Below are 15,620 nucleotides of genomic sequence, written 5' to 3' on the forward strand. Positions count from 1 at the left end.
TTTCCGCCATACGGCGCCACCGCACTACCGACCGCACCGCCGTCCTGGGTGATAGCGGGCCGTGAGACACCGCAGGTTAGCGGTCTGCCCGTCCGGAGCGGCCTCAGTAAACCCGGCGGGGATGCACCGAGAGCTGAGACAACCGCAGATGAAGCAGTGGCCCGCAGGTCTGTGTTGTGGTGGGCGGCGTGCAGCTACAGCATGCAGAATTCTGGCCATATTCTTCGGGAGCTATGCGAGGCGGAGCCCGAGGGGGCACACTCGTCGTGTAGCGCCCGGAGAACCGGGTGAGAATTCACCGGAAGACTGAATGAAGATCACCATTGAAGGCGCGTCGGAAGAATTCGAGCGCAGACTGCTCGCACTGATCGCGGACCACCGCCACGAGCTGACCCTCGCGGTCGGCACCGAGTGGGACGTCGAGCGGGCGGTGCGCTACCTCACGACGCTGTCGGACAACGCGCTCCGCTTCGCCCGCCTCATCGTCGACGCCGACGGCCACAAGGCCGCCGAAGAACTGCGCACGGCATTCCACGGCGAACTGCGGGGCCCAACCATCGCACTGTCCCGAGCAGTGCCGCGCGGCGTGCGCATGGGCTGGTGGCCCGAGGGCACCGCGGCGCCCATCACACCGCTCTACGACCCCGCGCACCCCTCCTGGCAGAAGGTCCTCGCGTACACGATGACCGCCGAGAACACGGAGGTCTTCCGCGCCGCCTTCGCGCAGCTGCTCGACGGCAGCGCGCGCCAGCACCTGTCGGCCGAGGCCTTCGGCGGACACACCGTTCCTCGCGCCGATCTCGACGCTGCTGATGGCGGCCAGGGGGAACGGTCGTGAGCCTGCATCTGATCGTGGGAGCCCATGAGCCCACGGACCCGTCCCTCGGATTCACCCACACCAACAAACAGGAGACATCGTGACGTTACCTGCTGCCGCCCGCCTTGCCGCCGCCAAGGAGACCCTCTGTATCCCCGTCGTCGTCGCCATCTGCGGGTCTACCCGCTTCATGGCAGAGATGGCGGAGGCCGAGGTGACGGAATCCGTCGCCGGGCGCATCGTCGTCAAGCCGGGCTGCGACATGAAGGAGCCCCACCCGCTGTGGGCCGACCCCGCCGAGGCGGAGGCCCTGAAGACCCGGTTCGGCGAACTGCACCGGGCGAGGATCCAGCTCGCGGACGAGGTCCTCGTTGTGAATGTGCGCCCGAGTTCCCCATTGCCCCGCTCCCCGCGGGCGGTGCGCCCGGTCCTGCGGAGTGCGTCGACGGCCCTGTGTCACCCTCAAGGGTGAACAGCGAGGAAGTCTCAGAATTCATGAGCTTCCATCCGGCACTCTGAGGTTTCGCTGGGTATGGCGAAGTTGAGGGGGCGGGATGTCGCTCGCTGTCGTTGCACCAATCCGATCTCGACCGCTGCTGGAGTCGCCGCAGGACATCGCGGACTTCGAGCAGGACCTGCTGTCTGAGTTCGTGCTCGCCCGGGCTGCGGCCGGGATCGCCGACGAGACGATCTCCGGCGACGTGGATGCGCTGATGGAGGTGCGCGGCTGGTGCGGCCGCCCTCTCTGGGAGCTGGTCCCGACTGACCTCGACCGGTTCTTCGGTGAGGACCAGCGACGGCTGGCCACGCTGACGAAGGTCCGCAAGGCGCAGTCCCTGGCAACGTACTTCGAGTTCCTGGAGGTGCGGCATCAGGCCGATATCCACGCGGCGACTGGCGTGCTGGTGCAGTGCCCGGTTGATGAGATCAACCGCCCACGAGGCAAGACCAACCTGCGCGTGCGGATCCCGCCGCCGGCCGCGGATGTCGATCGGCTCTTCGCCGGATGGCGCGACGATCTACATTCGGCTCGGAAGTACGCGCCGTGTGTCCGTAATTACACCGCATGCCGCCTGGCCAGCCTCATCGGCCCGCGGGTCTCGGAACTGTGCCTGCTCGAAGTCCACGACATCCGCTGGGACCTGGGCACCTTCGGCAAGGTGCTGCTACGCGGCAAGGGCAGCCGCGGTCAGAAGAAGGAGCGCCTGGTCCCGCTCATCAACGGTTCTCGTGAACTCCTCGAATGGTGGCTCCAGGGCCCGCGGTGGGAGTTCGACGGGCACCTCGATGAGCCCGGTGCACCGCTGTTCCCTTCCGAGCGCCGCGATCCCGCTGGCCGCTGCAAGCGCGTGAGCACCAGCGCGATCCGGGGCGCGATGGCGGAGGCAGTGCAGCGCCACCTGCCTCGCTGGTCCGGCCGTGCTACTCCGCACGCGCTCCGGCACTTCGCCGCGTCCGATCTGTACGCACAGGGCATGAACGTCGTCGCTATCCAGGAGCTGCTCGGTCATCGCTGGATCAACACCACGATGATCTACGTGCACGTCAACAAGACCCACATCGAGGATGCCTGGACTTCCGCCGGTCAGCGGGCCGCGTCTCGGTTCACCGGATAGCCCAGGACAGGAGCCGGAATGAAGTGGAACCTGCGGCTGGCCGCCGCGCAGCGTGACATCTGGAAGTCCTCGCAGCTGCAGTCGATGCTCGCCGACGCGGGCCTGACGATCAGCGCGGGGAAGATGTCCAATCTGTGGTCCGGGCAGCCGGTCACCATCCGTCTGGACGACCTCGACATCATTTGCGAGGTCCTGGGTTGCCAACCCAACGACCTTCTGGCCCCGGAGCCCGAGAAGGCCCGCGCTCGTCGTCCCGCAAGCACGTCCGCCCCGGCGGCGGTCGCGGGCGAGCACCCCAGGATCGAACGTCGGGTCGGTCGGACGGAGCCACCGCTGTGAACCTGAGGCCCAGGCCGTGCAAGCAGTGCGGCGACAAGGTCGCGGAGTACGGCCGGCTCCGCTGCTTCAGCTGTCTGCATCCCGAACTTCCGCCGCCGACCTGCAAAGCATGCGGCAGCGACGCCCACTACGTCGGCGGCTACTGCCGTCGCTGTCATCCCCGCGTGCCGTACGCGGACAGCTGCAGCGACTGCTTCGCCTGGGGCACCTGGCACCGCCACGGCCGCTGTGCCGCCTGCACCTCCTTGCGTAACCGCGGCCACGAGATCGGCACTTGTGCGACCTGCCGCCGCACCGTGCCGCTACTCAAGCACGGGGTGTGCCGACTTTGCCGCTGCCAGGCCCAAGCCGTTCCTCGGACGTGGCAGCGACCGGACCTCACCACCGCGGCTACCACCGGGCAGCAGCTGTTCATCGCCGATCTGGTCCGGCGGGTCCACCTTGCCACTGGACCGCAGGAACGCGGCTCACCCGAAGCGCACCAGCACACTGGCCTCTCATCCTGGGTGATGCCTCGGTGGCGGCAGGATCCGCTGTTCGTCGCCGAGCGGGACATGTCGCGCGTCACCGTGCCCGATGTCGAGCCCATCGATCCCGCCTTTACCGCCTACGTCTCCGCGCAGGCCGAGGTGAGCGCCGAGGCCCAAGGCTGGTCACCGGCCTTGCGCGAGCGGGTGCTGCGAAGCCTGTACCTGCTGACCGCCGTGCACGGCCGGCACGAACGCATCAAGGCCAGCACTGTCGCCACTCTGCCGCGCCAGCGAGCCACACGTGCCGTCACCCGGGTCACTGAGGTGCTCGCTCACCTCGACCTTCTCGACGACGACCGCATCGACCCTCTCGACGCGTGGATCCAACGCCGACTCAGCAGCGTGCACCCGGAGATCCGTGCAGAAGCCCTCGTGTGGATCCGCATCGTCCGGCATGGTGGGCCTCGCCGCCGTCCCCGCTCGACGGCCACCGTCCGTAACCAGGTCGACGCCTCGATCCCATTCCTCCTCGAATGCTCGAAGCGCTACCGCACCCTTCGCCAGGTCACCCGCGCCGACCTCACGGAGTGGCTGTCCCAGTGCGCGGCACCGCACCATGAAGCAGTCGCGCTGCGCAACATGTTCAAGACCCTCAAGAGCCAACGGCTGCTGTTCGCCAACCCCGCACGCGGCGTGAGCTTGGGGGCGAAGCCCAGCTCGGTGTCCACGCCGCTGAGTCCCGAGGCGATCCAGGCATTGGCCGCGGCCGCCGAGGGCGACCCCGCCCTAAAGCTGCTGGTCGCCCTCATCGGCATTCACGCGCTCTACCCCCACCAGGCAAGAGCACTGCCTTTGGCTGCCGTCGACTTCACCGGCGGCCGGCTCGTGCACGGCGATATCGACCACCCCCTCGACGCCTTCACCCGTCAGGCCGCCGCCGACTACATCCAACTCCGCCACTCACGCTGGCCACACACCCGCAACCCCCACCTGTTCCTCAGCTCGCAGACCGCGCACTCTCGCACGCCGGTCACCATCGGCTGGATGCAGCCCTTGGTCAAGGATCTTCCGGTCACCGCCCAACGACTCCGCGAGGACCGGATCCTCGAAGAGGCCGCCGTAACCGGCGCTGACCCGCAACACCTTTGCGCGGTATTCAACATCACGCCCGACACCGGACTGCGCTACACCCGGACGTTCCACCCTGACCCCTTGTCCGGCCGAGATCAGGAGGGCACGCCGTAACCGGCAACCGCCCCGACTGCGCCCGACTACGAACGCCTCGTCCAGCACTCCGAACCGCTGATTACCTGGGCCGCGATCACCCTGATGAAAAGGCGCACCACCGTCGGCGGTCCCGCCGGGCCAGCCAGCCGGCCTCCCGCGAATACACACGCGACTGAACGCGGTCACCACCGCGACCGCCAACCGCACTTCCCGCCAAACCCGCCCTCACGCCGAGCCCAAGGACCGTCAGCCACTCACTCGCACATCCCTGAACCGGATGGCGAGAGGTCCAACTCAGGGCATACCTCCTCACCAAGAGTCCCACCCGACCACGGTTCTCACGAATGGATCAGGATCAGGTCCTCAGGAAGACCTGGCCGCCTTGGTTCAGGTCGCCGTTCGGGGAGTCTGCTCGTTCACGCGGCCCTCCCACGCCCCGACACAGCGGGCGAGGTCCTCCGAGAGATAGACGTGAAACCGGCGTGGCGGGTCGATGACCGTGGCCATGTACACCCGCATGTCTCCTGCATCGTGGAGCCCGTCCACAGCCTGAGCCAGGCTCTCCAGCCGACCCGGATCAAATTCTCCGGTCTCCACCAGCATGTCCAGCCGGTCGCACCAGATCGCCCACAACGTGCGGGCCGAGGCCGTATTCGCAGGGACCTCCCACCGCGCGCCCGACAGCAGAGCGGCCAAGGCCGCGGGCCCGCTCATGGAGCCATCCCGGGCCAGAGCGGACCTCAACGCCTCGAACGTCAAATTTCTCCCCTCGGTTTTGATCTTGGCGCTCAGAACCCGTCGCCCCATCCGAAAGTGACGTTGTACGCGCGCTGGAGCGCGTGTCGTCCGTGGTCCCCGTCGGCGTAGGCCCATGCGAGAGCTGTGGAGAACCAGAGCAGAAAGACTCCGCCGACGATGCCCAGAGCGACCAGCTTCCCGTTCTAGCTGAGGAGGACCAAGGCGATGGTCACGATTGCCGCGCCAAGGTGGGCTCCCCGCGAGTCGAGCGACGCAGCCTTGCGTGCCTCTCAGCGCTCGGCCCGTTCTGCGGCGAAGCGTTCCTCTCGAACAGACTGCGGTTCGTTCTCGTCGAAGTTCAACTCATCCCCCTGGCCCTGACGCTACATGGCCCCGGACCACGTCGGCAGACGAGCACCGATAGGGATACGAATCAGGTACTGACGGCTGGGTCGGCGCCATCGATGTACTGGCGGCGAGGACTGACTGTGGCGCGGAAACCCCATGGGGCAGTCGCGATGGTTGCCGGGGAGGTCAGTCCCAGCGCGCGATTGTCTTTGCCGTCCCGCATATGGTTGAGCCACCGTTCGTACCACCTGAGGAAGTCCTGTGCGGAGGAGACGTTCGGGGGCCAGAAGCCGTCCGCGTTGCCCGTGACCACACGGCCGGTGAGGGGGCCAGTCACTGCGATCAGGCACAGATCGCTGCAGCCCATCTCGATGATGTGGAGAAACAGGTCACCCTGCAGCGCGTCCGGTTGGTCGACATGAGTGAATCCCCGCGGGCTGCCGTCCGCCGGTTTCCGGTTCAACGTGAACAGCCTGCACTCCGCCAGCGGAAGGAGACCGTAGAAGGGACCGGCACCGCTGCCCCCGAGTTCGATGAGAAACGCTCGGTAGGCCGCAGGAAGGACGATGCGGTGCTCCGCCTCGAAGGCGTCGGCTTCCGAAGCGCTGATGCACGGGCCGAGGCGGAACTGGTGGCGCTCCGCGCACACCGAGTGGCTTCGTTGCGCCTGGTAGGGGATTTTCGCCAGCTTGGAGCGTATGCGGGTGATGCGGGAGTCCATCGGAGGATCTCTTCTCTCGTCTCCGAGACTCTACCGATCGTTCTGGCAGAGACACATCCAAGCTCTGGAGAGCTCCTGCATACGGGTACGGGCGCAGCCAGCGACCTGGTCGCGGCTGGCGGCGATTCTGGTAGCGCGGTGCGCAGAGCGTGACGCCTGGGGTTCGGAGTACATGTCCGCACCAGGTCAGCGGCACGCCTCCCGAACTCGTGAACATCGACTTGGCCGCCTTCGGGGTGCCTCCCGCGCTCATCGGCAAACGACTCGCGTTCTCTTGGAAGCACTCACTGACCTGAACACCGAATCAGTCCGAACCGAGCCGTACACAGCCGAGGATCCCGGGAGGCAGGGCCAAGTTCGTGGTGCCAGCGCCTCAGAAATCTCGAACTCAGGCGCTTTCGTGGGCAACTACATCGGCGACTCCACCCGCGCCGAAATCCGCTGTGCCCGAAGCCTGGGCAAGCCGGTCCGCTTCACGCACCCCGCGGTCGACCCGGATCCCGTCTCGCTGCCGCTTGTCCCGTACAAGCTCGTCATCCCCGGTTTCGACCGCGCAGTCACGCTGCCGGCCATCGAGCCGGCGCCCGGGCTGTTCGTCTACGAACTGCCGCTGGAGCACCGCGAGGGTGACAGTGTCGCCAACCCGTGGCGGCTCGGCCATCACTCCGGCAAGGCGCTCGCGGCCTTCCCTTCCGAGGACGACGCGCTCCGGGCCGCCCGCGAGGTGGCCAACCTGGCCGACTGGACCCGTCCGGCCGATGATCTCCGCGCGGACGCGGACTTCGACTTGGAGCGGTACTTCCTCCGCATGGAGGTCCGCACGAACGGCCTGTTCATCCTCGGGACCCGGGAGGGGACGCGATGACTCTGCACGATCCCATCCAGACCGCGCTGGAAGCAGCTCATGGAACATCAGTCCGCCGTCGCGGTCGCGCTCGCGATGCACATGCGCGGCCCGCCTGAGGACTGGTCTCGGTGCCTCCTCGGCACCGCGCGGCCGCAGGACAGGGATGACGACGACCAGCACCCCGCCGTGCCCGGAGTGCTCCACCGCGACCGTCCCGGCGACGGTCGTGGCGAGGACATCTGGCGCTGCCCCGACCCCGAGTGCGGGCGCCGTACCTACGGCACCGGCAACGACGACGCGCTGCCCTCGTATATCGAGACCGGCACCGAGGAGCCGTGTTCAGCGCCAGCCACCTCGACCTGGCGGCGCCCGCCGAACTTGCCGCGCACGACGGGCCGGACGAGGACGACGAGGAGCCCGCGAACTTCCTGATCGGCCCAGCCGACCGCCCAGGGACCGCAACTCCACTACGTGCCGGTGCGGGAACCCCCGGCAGGGCGCTGCCGGGGTGCTTGCGCAGCTTGGCGATGTCCCGCTGGCGGTGACGTGCCGATCGCCAGGGCGGCGGGGTAGAGCACGTTGTGCCCGTACCGGGCGCGGGCGCGGTCGGTGACGGCTTCGATCACGAGCGGCTTGTCGTCGCTGTTGTCGAGGGTGAGCTGTCGGCTGGCCCGGTCGTCGGGGCGCAGGGCATCGGCGCGCAGGGCGATGCTCCGGACCCTCGCTCGCTGGAGGCCGAGGGATGTGTACAGCGCGTAGGCGGTGCGGGCCAGGAGCACGGTGTGCTGTGTGGCTTCGGGCAGGGTGCGGCTGCGGCGGGTGGAGCTCGCGTCGGCGTAGCGGACGGTGCAGGTCACGCCGGTGGCGATCTGCCCGGAGGTGCGCAGGCGGGCGCCGAGGTCGTCGGCGAGGGCGAGCAGGGCGCGCCGGTGCTGGGCCGCATCGAGTTCGTCGCGTTCGAAGCGGTGCTCGCTGCTCATGCTGGCTGGCGTGGGGGTCGGGTCGACGGTGGTGGTGTCGTGTCCGTGGGCGCGTTCGTGCAGGGTGCGGCCCGGGCGGGCGCCGAGGAGGCGTTGCAGGGTCACCTGGGGGATGTCGGCGACGTCGCCGACGGTGTGCAGGCCGTAGTCCGCGAGTGTCGTGGCCGCTTTCGCGCCCACGCCGGGCAGTTCTCTCACCGGGCGGGTCCGCAGGAAGTTGGTGATGGCTTCGGGGGTGTCGTCGATGACGGTCCGCCGGCTGGGCCCGGTGAGCGCGCAGGCCATGGCGGCGAGCATTCGGCTCGGCGCAGTGCCCGCTGCGCTGCGTACGCCGAAGTGGGCAAGGACGCGGAGCTGGATGACTTCGGTGAGGCTGCGGGCGTCGCGCTGGAAGTAGGGGAGGGAGCCGGTCATGTCGAGAGCGGCACCGTCCGGTTCGATCAACTGCACGCGCGGTGTGATGGTCTCCAGCAGGCGGCGCAGCTGCTCCATCAGCTCGACGTCTTTGCCGGGCGGCAGCTCGAACCGCAGGTGGACGATGGTGCGGCCGTTCCCGATTCCGTTCATGGCGTTCACCCTGCGCTTCCTTGGCTGCGGTGGCCGAGCCGGCGCAGGTCTGCTGCGCGGGTTCCGGCGGGCTGGAGATCGGCGTACGGATGAAGCCGGGCGCCCGCGGTGCCGTCGGTGAGGGTGCGCTGGGGCGCCGGCGTGGCCGGCTGGGCGGGGGTGGGGGCGGGGGAGTGGCGGCCGAGGAGGTCGAGGGCGGCCTGGGGTCCGTGGTCGCGGCGGGTGGCTGCCACCTCTTCCAGGTCCCAGACCATCGTGCCGACGACGGTGCGCCGGGGGCCTCGCGCTTCGACGGTGCCCCGGACCAGCAGGAGTCCGCTGTGGAAGACGGTGTGGGCGCAGGCCTCGTGGGAGTCCTCGAAGAATGCGATGTCCACGAGGCCCGAGCCGTCCTCGAGCGTCACGAAGATCACTCGCTTGCCCGAGGGGATCGGCGGGGTCTGGGTGGAGGCGCGTACACCGGCGACGAGAACGCTCTGGCCGGGGACCATCGCGCGCAGGTGGGCGGCGTCGGTCGCGCCGAGCTCGCGCAGGAGACGGTGATGGTGGTCCATGAGGTGGTGGGTGACGTCGATCGACAGGGTCTCCAGTTCCGCGCCGAGCTTGTCCCGGCCCGTCATCTCCGGCAGGCCGCTGGGTTCCGCGGTCACCAGCTCCCCGCCGAGCGGGAGCTGCCCGTCGGTTGCCGCCCGGTTGCGGGACTGCCGGTGCAGCTCGGTGGCCTGCAACAGCAGGTCGCGCCGTGTCAGGTCACCGGCGAGCGGTCCGAGCGCACCGATGCGGATCAGGCGCTGCGCGAGCGGCAGGGAGGGCCGGGCCCGCTGCCACAGATCCTGCAGGCCCGTATACGGCTGCCCGGCGACCAGTCGGTTGGTCTCGGCGTCGCTGATGCCTTTCACCGTCGAGAAGGCGAGCCGTACGCCCCAGTTCTCGTTGGTCTTCTCCACGCGGTGCTGTGCTGAGGAGTGGTTGATGTCGACGGGCAGGACCGGGACGCCGTGGCGGCGGGCGTCGGCGACGATGACGCGCATCGGCCACATGCCGGGGTCGTGCTCGAGGAGCCCGGCGTACAGGAACGCTGGGTAGTGGGCTTTGAGGTAGGCGGACTGCAGGGCGGGGACGGCGAAGGCCACGGCGTGCGCGCGGCAGAAGCCGTAGGCGCCGAACTGGGAGACGGTTTCCCACACCTCGTCCAGGACGTCCTTGGTGTAGCCGCGTTCGCCGGCGGTGCGGCGGAACCAGTCTTCGACCTTCGCCAGCCGGTCGGGGTCGGCCAGGGCCCGGCGGGCGACGTCGCCGGCGGCCCGGTCGCAGCCGGTCAGGGTGGTGAGGATGGCGATGATCTGTTCGTGCCAGATGACGACGCCGTAGGTGTCGTTGAGGACCGGCTCCAGATCCGGGTGTGGATACCGAGGGGCGGCTCCGTGCCGGGCGGCGATGAAGAGCGCCGGCATTCCGCCCTTGACCGGGCCGGGCCGGAAGAGCGAGATGTCCGCGACCACGTCCTGCATGTGCTGGGGCTGCAGACGCCCGACCAGGTCCTGCTGGCCGGGGCTTTCGAGCTGGAACAGGCCGACGGTGTCGGAAGCCTGGATGATTTTGAACGCCAGCGGATCGTCGAGGTCGACGTGATCGGGGTTGTCCAGATCCAGGGCCCGTCCCGTCGTCCGGTGGATCTCGGCGACCGCGTGGGCCATCGAGCTCTGCATCCGTACGCCCAGCACGTCGAGTTTCAGCAGGCCCAGCGCCTCGACGTCCTCTTTGTCGGCCTGAAGCATGGGGTAGCCGGCCGGGGTCGGCTGCACCGGGACCCGGTCCAGCAACGACGCGTTCGAGATGATGACGCCGCAGGGGTGCATGGCGTACCCGCGGGGCAGCGCGTCCAGGCCTTCGGCGAGTTCCCACAGCGGAGCGAACCGGTCCGCCTGGGCGGCGAGCTGCCGCAGCTCCGGCAGTTCGGCCAGGGCACTACGGATGTCCCGGGCCCGGATGTGCGGGAAGCTCTTGGCGATCTCACCGACCACCTGCGGGGGCAGCCCGAGCGCCAGGCCGGCATCGCGCAGTGCGTGCCGGGCCCGGTAGGTCTCGGGCATGCCGGTGACCGCGGTCCGCTCCCGCCCGAACCGGCTGATGATCGCGTCGTACACCTCCAGGCGCCGCTCGGACTCCACGTCCAGGTCGATGTCGGGCAGCGAGGTACGCCGCTCGCTCAGGAAGCGTTCGAACAGCAGCCGGTGCTCCAGCGGGTTCGCCGTGGCGATGAACAGCGAGTGATTGACCATCGAGCCGGCGCCCGACCCGCGCGCGGCGACTCGGATCCCCAGGCTGCGGGTGTCCGCGACGACTTGGGCGACGGCCAGGAAGTAGCCCTGGAACCCCAGCCGGCCGATGACGTCCAGCTCGTACTCCAGCTGCCGGACGGCGGGCTCATCGCGGTCCAGGCCGCGGGCGGCCATCCCCGTCTCGCAGCGCTGCCGCAGCAGCCCCATCGCCGAGCCCGGCTCGGGTCCGGCGCCCACCACGGACGGTTCGGGAAAGTGCGGCCGCCCCAGACCGAGTTCGGCCGGGGTGAGGGTGCACGACTGGCCGGTGGCCTCGGTCTCGGCCAGCAGGCGCGCCGCCCGGGCCCGCTCACCCCCGACAGCCTGGGCGATCCGCGCGGCGGCCGCGGCCATCATCTCGGGGCCCTTCAGCCACCGCTCGCCGCCGTCCACCTGGCGGCGGTCGATGGGCCGCAGCAGACGGGCAGCGTCGAGGACATCGGTCAGCGGGCGTTGCCCAGGATCGGCGTAGCGGACCGCGTTGGACAGGACTGTCCGGACACCGAGCTGGTCTCCCAGGCCCACGGTGCGCGCCGCCAGCCGCAGCGAGCCGGCCCCGGTTCCTTCCCGACCCAGGTACACGCTCTCCAGCCGCAGCCGGTCACCCGCCAGCTCCCGCCACGGCGCCAGTAGCTGTTCGGCCACGTCGAGACGGCCGGCGGACAGGGCCCGCACCGGTTCGGAGGCCGGGCCGAGCAGTACCACCAGGTCCTGATCGGCGTACGCGCGCAGCGTGGGCCAGGACACGACAGGCGCCGCGCCGTCGGCCTCGGCGTGCGCGGCGGACACCAGGCGGCACAGCCGCCCCCACCCGGCCGCGGTCTGCGCGAGCAGGGTGATCCGCAGGGGCGGTTCGATGACGTGCGCGCCGCCGCGCACAGGCGTACGCGGCCGTCCGGCGCCGGGGCCGGGAAGGGTGAGCGGGGCGACAGCGACGTCGACTCCGAAGACGGGCCGGATGCCGGCGGCCGCGGCGAAGCGGACCGTCCCCGCGACAGTGTCGCGGTCGGTGAGAGCGAGCGCCGTCATCCCTCGCTCGGCGGCGCGCTGGACCAGGGCCCCGGGGAGGGCTGCCCCGTATCGGGCCGCATAGCCGGAAGCGACGTGCAGATGAGTAAATCCACCACCGCGCACCTCCTGACTCTCGTGTGTCCTCCCCGTTACCGGTGTCCCTTCAGACGTCTCACCATAACCGAAAGTTTGTTCGAAGTCGTGATGCGGTGCTGCCCGCGTGCCGCCACATCCGTTCGCCAGCCCGAGGGGGCCGGGCCTGTCGGGTCTGCGGGATGGAGCCTGCAGACCTGGGAAAACGGCAGTGCTGCGGTAGCCCACCCGGCAGAATCGGGTGATCAGCACGCCTTTTCTGGGGGAGCTATGCAGGAACTCCGCTTCGACGACGACATCCGGTTCACCGCAGCGGTCAGCAACGACCAGACGCGGCTACAGCGCGCTCTGGGCGCCCACGAGCTGAGCCTCCAGGTGGCCGTCGGAGTGTCGCCCTTCGTTCAGGCCGGGAAGATCCTCGCCCTGGAGGCGGACCTGTTCGGCTTCGACACGAGGGGGCAGCGCTCCCGGCTCGCCCGGACCACGGCAAACCTGGCGTACACACCGAAGGTGACTGTCCACCGTGTGAACCTGTCGTTCCCGCTGACGTCGTTGCAGGTCCACGCGATCGAAGAGGGCCGCACTGGCGACGTCCGGTTCGAGATCGACCTCAATGCGACCCTGCCGCAGGCTCCCGGTTACCCGGGGAGCGCCCAGGTCACGGAGTACGTCACCATCGCCAAGAGCCGGTGGGAGCAGCAGCTTGTGCAGTTGGGGCCGTCCGCGGCGTTCGAGATGGCCGTGCCGTACCCGCTCGGTGATCCGGAGCGGGATGAGGTCGGACGGACGCTGCGGGAGGCACAGCGGCTGCTGACCGTGGGTGAGGTGCGGGGGGCGATTTTGGAGGTCAGGCGGGCGCTGGAGTGGGTCCGGGAGAATGCTGGCTGGGAAAACCCCGGGTCGAAGAAGCTGGGCAGCCAGTGCAATCAGGCCGAACGCTGGTGGCGGATCCAGGACGCCCTGTACAGCCAGACCTGCGGCGCCCTGCACAACGACGCGGTCACCAAGACCTTCACGTACGACCGGGCCGAGGCGGAGACGCTGCTGGCGATGACCGGCGCACTGCTGCGGAACGTGCGCAGCACCAGCGCGTGAGGGGGTGGCCCGGCCAAGAGCCACGCCGCCGGAACGAGGACCACGACGGACTGCCCGCCCTGCACGCAGTGCCGACGCCCCCACCGTCCTGACGACCGCCGAGAAGCAGCGCACCCTGTTCGGCACGGGGCTCGACGAGGAACTGCGCAACGTCGAGGACCAGGCGGCCGGGCCCGGGCGACCGTCCAGCGGGTGCTTGAGCAGGTCCCGCACGGCCCGACCGGCCGGGAAGGGATGCTCGACATCATCTACGAGCCGCGCGACGACCCGCGGGCCACCGCCGGGGTCATCGCGCTCACCACTGCGGCGCCGCGCGAAGTGGCCCCACAGCAGGGCCCGGCCCGGCTCTGACAGTCGGGGGCGTCATGCTGTTGAACAACGCGCCGAGGACGACGAACTGCCGTGGGAGGGCGCACCTATGGCTGTACAGCCCCGTCCCTGGGCCGCCGACGGGGTCGGTCTCGCGGCCACGGCGCTGACCACGGACGGCAGCTAGGAACGGTTCTGGGTGTCTTCGGCCATCGGGTCCCGGGCCCGGACGCAGGGCGGTAGGGTGCGGGGCAGTGGCCGGCGCATAGGCCCAAGCCAGTGGCCCGGCCCATGACCGGGGCGCATGGCGGCAGAGGTGCCCGCGGGTCCCGTACGACGGGTCCGGACTGTGCGCATCAGTGCGAGACGAACACCAACTCCCAACGGTTGCCAAGCTGTTGAAGCCTTCCGCATGCTGCTCTTCGTCGCGCGCATCGGGTCATGGGGCCGGGGCGCGGGAAACGAGAGCCGTATGACCAAGAGCCACGGCCGCAAAAGCCGGGCGCGCAACAAGAGCCGGGCCAGGGGAGCGGCGTTCGCCTCCGCCAACGCCGGCACCCTCCATCAGCACGACAGCGGTCCGTCCGGCAAGAACCTCCAGCCGGCCGACCCCACCCGATGGGGAGTGGCGAGTGCGCCGGACATGAGGACCGCGGCCGCGCTGATCGGCGCGTGCATCGAGCGGTGCACACCGTGCCGGGAATCCCTCATCGCGAAGCTCCTCGACGAGGACCCGGTCGTGCTCGCGATGACAGCAGCGGCCATCTACAACCTGCGCGTGATCCAGGAGCCGAACGCGGACAGCCCTGCCGCCAGGCCCGTCCGGATCTTTTACTTCCTCGTCAAACACGTCCGCCTGCACGCGGGCGACGCCCGGCTGTTGACAGAGACGGTCGAGCGGATGACGCCGGCTGACCGTGCACTGCTCCTCGATGAGGCGCTGGACTTGTGGGCCTCCTACGGCCGGCTGTATCCCGACCTCATCCGCCGCGAGAACCTCGCGCGCGCTCTTCCCTGGGCCGACACTCCTGTCACCGCCGCCGTGAACGGAAGCGGCGCCGCCCCCGGCCGCACCGGACACCCTCAACCGGACAGTTCCCTTGCAGCCCTTCGCCGCACCCATGACCGTCTCGAGTACGGCGACGCTCCCACGGCCCGTCCCGCCGAGCCGCGTGGTCTTCAACCGTCTGCGCCCCGCCACCCCAGCAAGGAGAACCTGGTCCCCATGAGCGAGCGCACCGGCGACATCACCGAGAACGCGGAGAATGCTGCCCGCGCCTTCGTCGAGCTCGTCGCCAGCCTCCAGCATCAGGGGATCGAGCACCCGGCTCAAGCGCACCGCGTTTACGCTCTCCTCACCCGCAGCGCAGGGGAGTTGAAGACGGTCCTCACTCTCCTGAGGAACTCCTTGAAGGAGCTCCAGGAGCAGGGGCTCCTGATGACCGACTACCGCGGTGAGCCTCTCGACCGCGTGCTCCAGCGCCACACCGACGCCTCCATTGCCGCCGAGCAACTCGCCGGAGAACTCGGCCAAGCCGGTGACGTCACGATCGAGCAGCCGACACACGACGAGGGGCCGGGCGCCGACTACCTCCTGGCCGTCCTCGCTGCCGACCTCCAGCAGCAGGGAATCGAATACCCGTTGGAGGCCTACCGGATCTACAGCTTCCTCACCCGCTGCGCGGGGGAGATGCGGGCGGCTTTGGCTCTGCTCAAGGTCTCGGCGCAGGAGGAGCGGAACGAGGTCGATGCCCGGCGGTACACCGGCTCGTCCGTCACGGCAGTGCAGCTCGCGGGAGTTCTGGGCACGGCGTACTCCGCTTCCGGGCACCTGGCCTACAACGAGGAACCGAGCCGAGGAGCGTAGTCACCCCGATGGGGCCTGACCGGTCCTCGGGCGCATGCGTGATCGCCCGTCTGCGGGCGGTGTGAGGCGGAGGCCGGGGCCAGGAGGTGGCCTCGGCCTCCGCCGTGTCGCACGGCTGGCGGCCTGAGAGTAGTCGGACCGTCAACCCACTCCGAGAAGTCACATAAACGAGTGAGATTGATTCGAAGAATGTGTGACTTTGGCCCAGCGGGTGAGTGGATTCGGGTATTCTTGAAGGGAGTTGACTATCGGGA

Annotated in this window: 14 protein-coding genes; 10 read left to right on the plus strand and 4 right to left on the minus strand. The window is 69.3% G+C overall.

Annotation, left to right across the window (positions count from 1 at the left end):
* The first annotated feature begins 310 nt into the window (after positions 1–310).
* The 5 genes from ACFRIC_RS16570 to ACFRIC_RS16590 all read left to right on the plus strand — a co-directional run bounded on the left by ACFRIC_RS16570 (position 311) and on the right by ACFRIC_RS16590 (position 4,487).
* Positions 311–838: a hypothetical protein gene (locus tag ACFRIC_RS16570; protein ID WP_382785612.1), complete on the plus strand. Its 528-nt coding sequence runs from the start codon at positions 311–313 to the stop codon at positions 836–838.
* 79 nt (positions 839–917) lie between these two features.
* Positions 918–1,289 carry a hypothetical protein gene (locus ACFRIC_RS16575; RefSeq protein ID WP_382785615.1) on the plus strand — a complete coding sequence of 124 codons (372 nt, stop codon included), beginning with the start codon at positions 918–920 and terminating at the stop codon, positions 1,287–1,289.
* 82 nt (positions 1,290–1,371) lie between these two features.
* Complete coding sequence (locus ACFRIC_RS16580; RefSeq protein ID WP_382785618.1) at positions 1,372–2,433, plus strand: tyrosine-type recombinase/integrase; 1,062 nt, start codon at positions 1,372–1,374, stop codon at positions 2,431–2,433.
* Positions 2,434–2,451: 18 nt separating this feature from the next.
* Positions 2,452–2,772 carry a helix-turn-helix transcriptional regulator gene (locus ACFRIC_RS16585; RefSeq protein ID WP_067344253.1) on the plus strand — a complete coding sequence of 107 codons (321 nt, stop codon included), beginning with the start codon at positions 2,452–2,454 and terminating at the stop codon, positions 2,770–2,772.
* A 164-nt stretch (positions 2,773–2,936) separates the two neighbouring features.
* A complete protein-coding gene (locus ACFRIC_RS16590) occupies positions 2,937–4,487 on the plus strand; it encodes a hypothetical protein (protein ID WP_382785622.1) in 1,551 nt (516 codons plus the stop codon).
* A 369-nt stretch (positions 4,488–4,856) separates the two neighbouring features.
* Here ACFRIC_RS16590 and ACFRIC_RS16595 read toward each other — a convergent pair whose 3' ends face one another.
* Both ACFRIC_RS16595 and ACFRIC_RS16600 read right to left on the minus strand, forming a co-directional pair.
* Entirely contained in the window at positions 4,857–5,183 is a 327-nt protein-coding gene (locus tag ACFRIC_RS16595) for a hypothetical protein (RefSeq protein WP_376458375.1), read from the minus strand.
* Positions 5,184–5,640: 457 nt separating this feature from the next.
* Positions 5,641–6,276: an SMI1/KNR4 family protein gene (locus ACFRIC_RS16600; protein WP_382785625.1), complete on the minus strand. Its 636-nt coding sequence runs from the start codon at positions 6,274–6,276 to the stop codon at positions 5,641–5,643.
* A gap of 400 nt (positions 6,277–6,676) precedes the next feature.
* Between ACFRIC_RS16600 and ACFRIC_RS16605 the strand changes: the two genes are divergently transcribed.
* Together ACFRIC_RS16605 and ACFRIC_RS16610 are read left to right on the plus strand one after the other, a co-directional pair.
* On the plus strand, positions 6,677–7,141 hold the full coding sequence (locus ACFRIC_RS16605) for a hypothetical protein (protein WP_382785963.1): 465 nt from the start codon (positions 6,677–6,679) through the stop codon (positions 7,139–7,141).
* Between the two features lie 39 nt (positions 7,142–7,180).
* Positions 7,181–7,555 (plus strand): hypothetical protein, encoded by a 375-nt coding sequence (locus ACFRIC_RS16610; RefSeq protein ID WP_382785627.1) that lies wholly within the window; start codon positions 7,181–7,183, stop codon positions 7,553–7,555.
* Between the two features lie 35 nt (positions 7,556–7,590).
* Here ACFRIC_RS16610 and ACFRIC_RS16615 read toward each other — a convergent pair whose 3' ends face one another.
* Both ACFRIC_RS16615 and ACFRIC_RS16620 read right to left on the minus strand, forming a co-directional pair.
* Complete coding sequence (locus tag ACFRIC_RS16615; protein WP_382785629.1) at positions 7,591–8,670, minus strand: hypothetical protein; 1,080 nt, start codon at positions 8,668–8,670, stop codon at positions 7,591–7,593.
* Positions 8,671–8,675: 5 nt separating this feature from the next.
* A complete protein-coding gene (locus ACFRIC_RS16620; RefSeq protein ID WP_382785632.1) occupies positions 8,676–12,125 on the minus strand; it encodes a DNA polymerase III subunit alpha in 3,450 nt (1,149 codons plus the stop codon).
* A gap of 240 nt (positions 12,126–12,365) precedes the next feature.
* Here ACFRIC_RS16620 and ACFRIC_RS16625 point away from each other — a divergent pair, with 240 nt between their 5' ends.
* The 3 genes from ACFRIC_RS16625 to ACFRIC_RS16635 all read left to right on the plus strand — a co-directional run bounded on the left by ACFRIC_RS16625 (position 12,366) and on the right by ACFRIC_RS16635 (position 15,366).
* Entirely contained in the window at positions 12,366–13,190 is an 825-nt protein-coding gene (locus ACFRIC_RS16625) for a hypothetical protein (RefSeq protein WP_382785635.1), read from the plus strand.
* Positions 13,191–13,382: 192 nt separating this feature from the next.
* Positions 13,383–13,541: a hypothetical protein gene (locus tag ACFRIC_RS16630; RefSeq protein WP_382785637.1), complete on the plus strand. Its 159-nt coding sequence runs from the start codon at positions 13,383–13,385 to the stop codon at positions 13,539–13,541.
* Positions 13,542–13,971: 430 nt separating this feature from the next.
* Complete coding sequence (locus tag ACFRIC_RS16635) at positions 13,972–15,366, plus strand: hypothetical protein (protein WP_382785640.1); 1,395 nt, start codon at positions 13,972–13,974, stop codon at positions 15,364–15,366.
* The last annotated feature ends 254 nt before the right edge of the window (positions 15,367–15,620 follow it).

It is taken from the genome of Streptomyces sp. NPDC056738 (assembly GCF_042790435.1).
Taxonomy (GTDB): domain Bacteria; phylum Actinomycetota; class Actinomycetes; order Streptomycetales; family Streptomycetaceae; genus Streptomyces.

Bases quoted from the DNA above. Each gene is read 5' to 3' on its own strand.
- ACFRIC_RS16635 (WP_382785640.1), top strand. From the start codon at position 13,972: ATGACCAAGAGCCACGGCCGCAAAAGCCGGGCGCGCAACAAGAGCCGG.
- ACFRIC_RS16585 (WP_067344253.1), top strand. From the start codon at position 2,452: ATGAAGTGGAACCTGCGGCTGGCCGCCGCGCAGCGTGACATCTGGAAG.
- ACFRIC_RS16610 (WP_382785627.1), top strand. From the start codon at position 7,181: ATGGAACATCAGTCCGCCGTCGCGGTCGCGCTCGCGATGCACATGCGC.
- ACFRIC_RS16615 (WP_382785629.1), bottom strand. From the start codon at position 8,670: ATGAACGGAATCGGGAACGGCCGCACCATCGTCCACCTGCGGTTCGAG.
- ACFRIC_RS16595 (WP_376458375.1), bottom strand. From the start codon at position 5,183: ATGAGCGGGCCCGCGGCCTTGGCCGCTCTGCTGTCGGGCGCGCGGTGG.
- ACFRIC_RS16600 (WP_382785625.1), bottom strand. From the start codon at position 6,276: ATGGACTCCCGCATCACCCGCATACGCTCCAAGCTGGCGAAAATCCCC.
- ACFRIC_RS16625 (WP_382785635.1), top strand. From the start codon at position 12,366: ATGCAGGAACTCCGCTTCGACGACGACATCCGGTTCACCGCAGCGGTC.
- ACFRIC_RS16580 (WP_382785618.1), top strand. From the start codon at position 1,372: ATGTCGCTCGCTGTCGTTGCACCAATCCGATCTCGACCGCTGCTGGAG.
- ACFRIC_RS16570 (WP_382785612.1), top strand. From the start codon at position 311: ATGAAGATCACCATTGAAGGCGCGTCGGAAGAATTCGAGCGCAGACTG.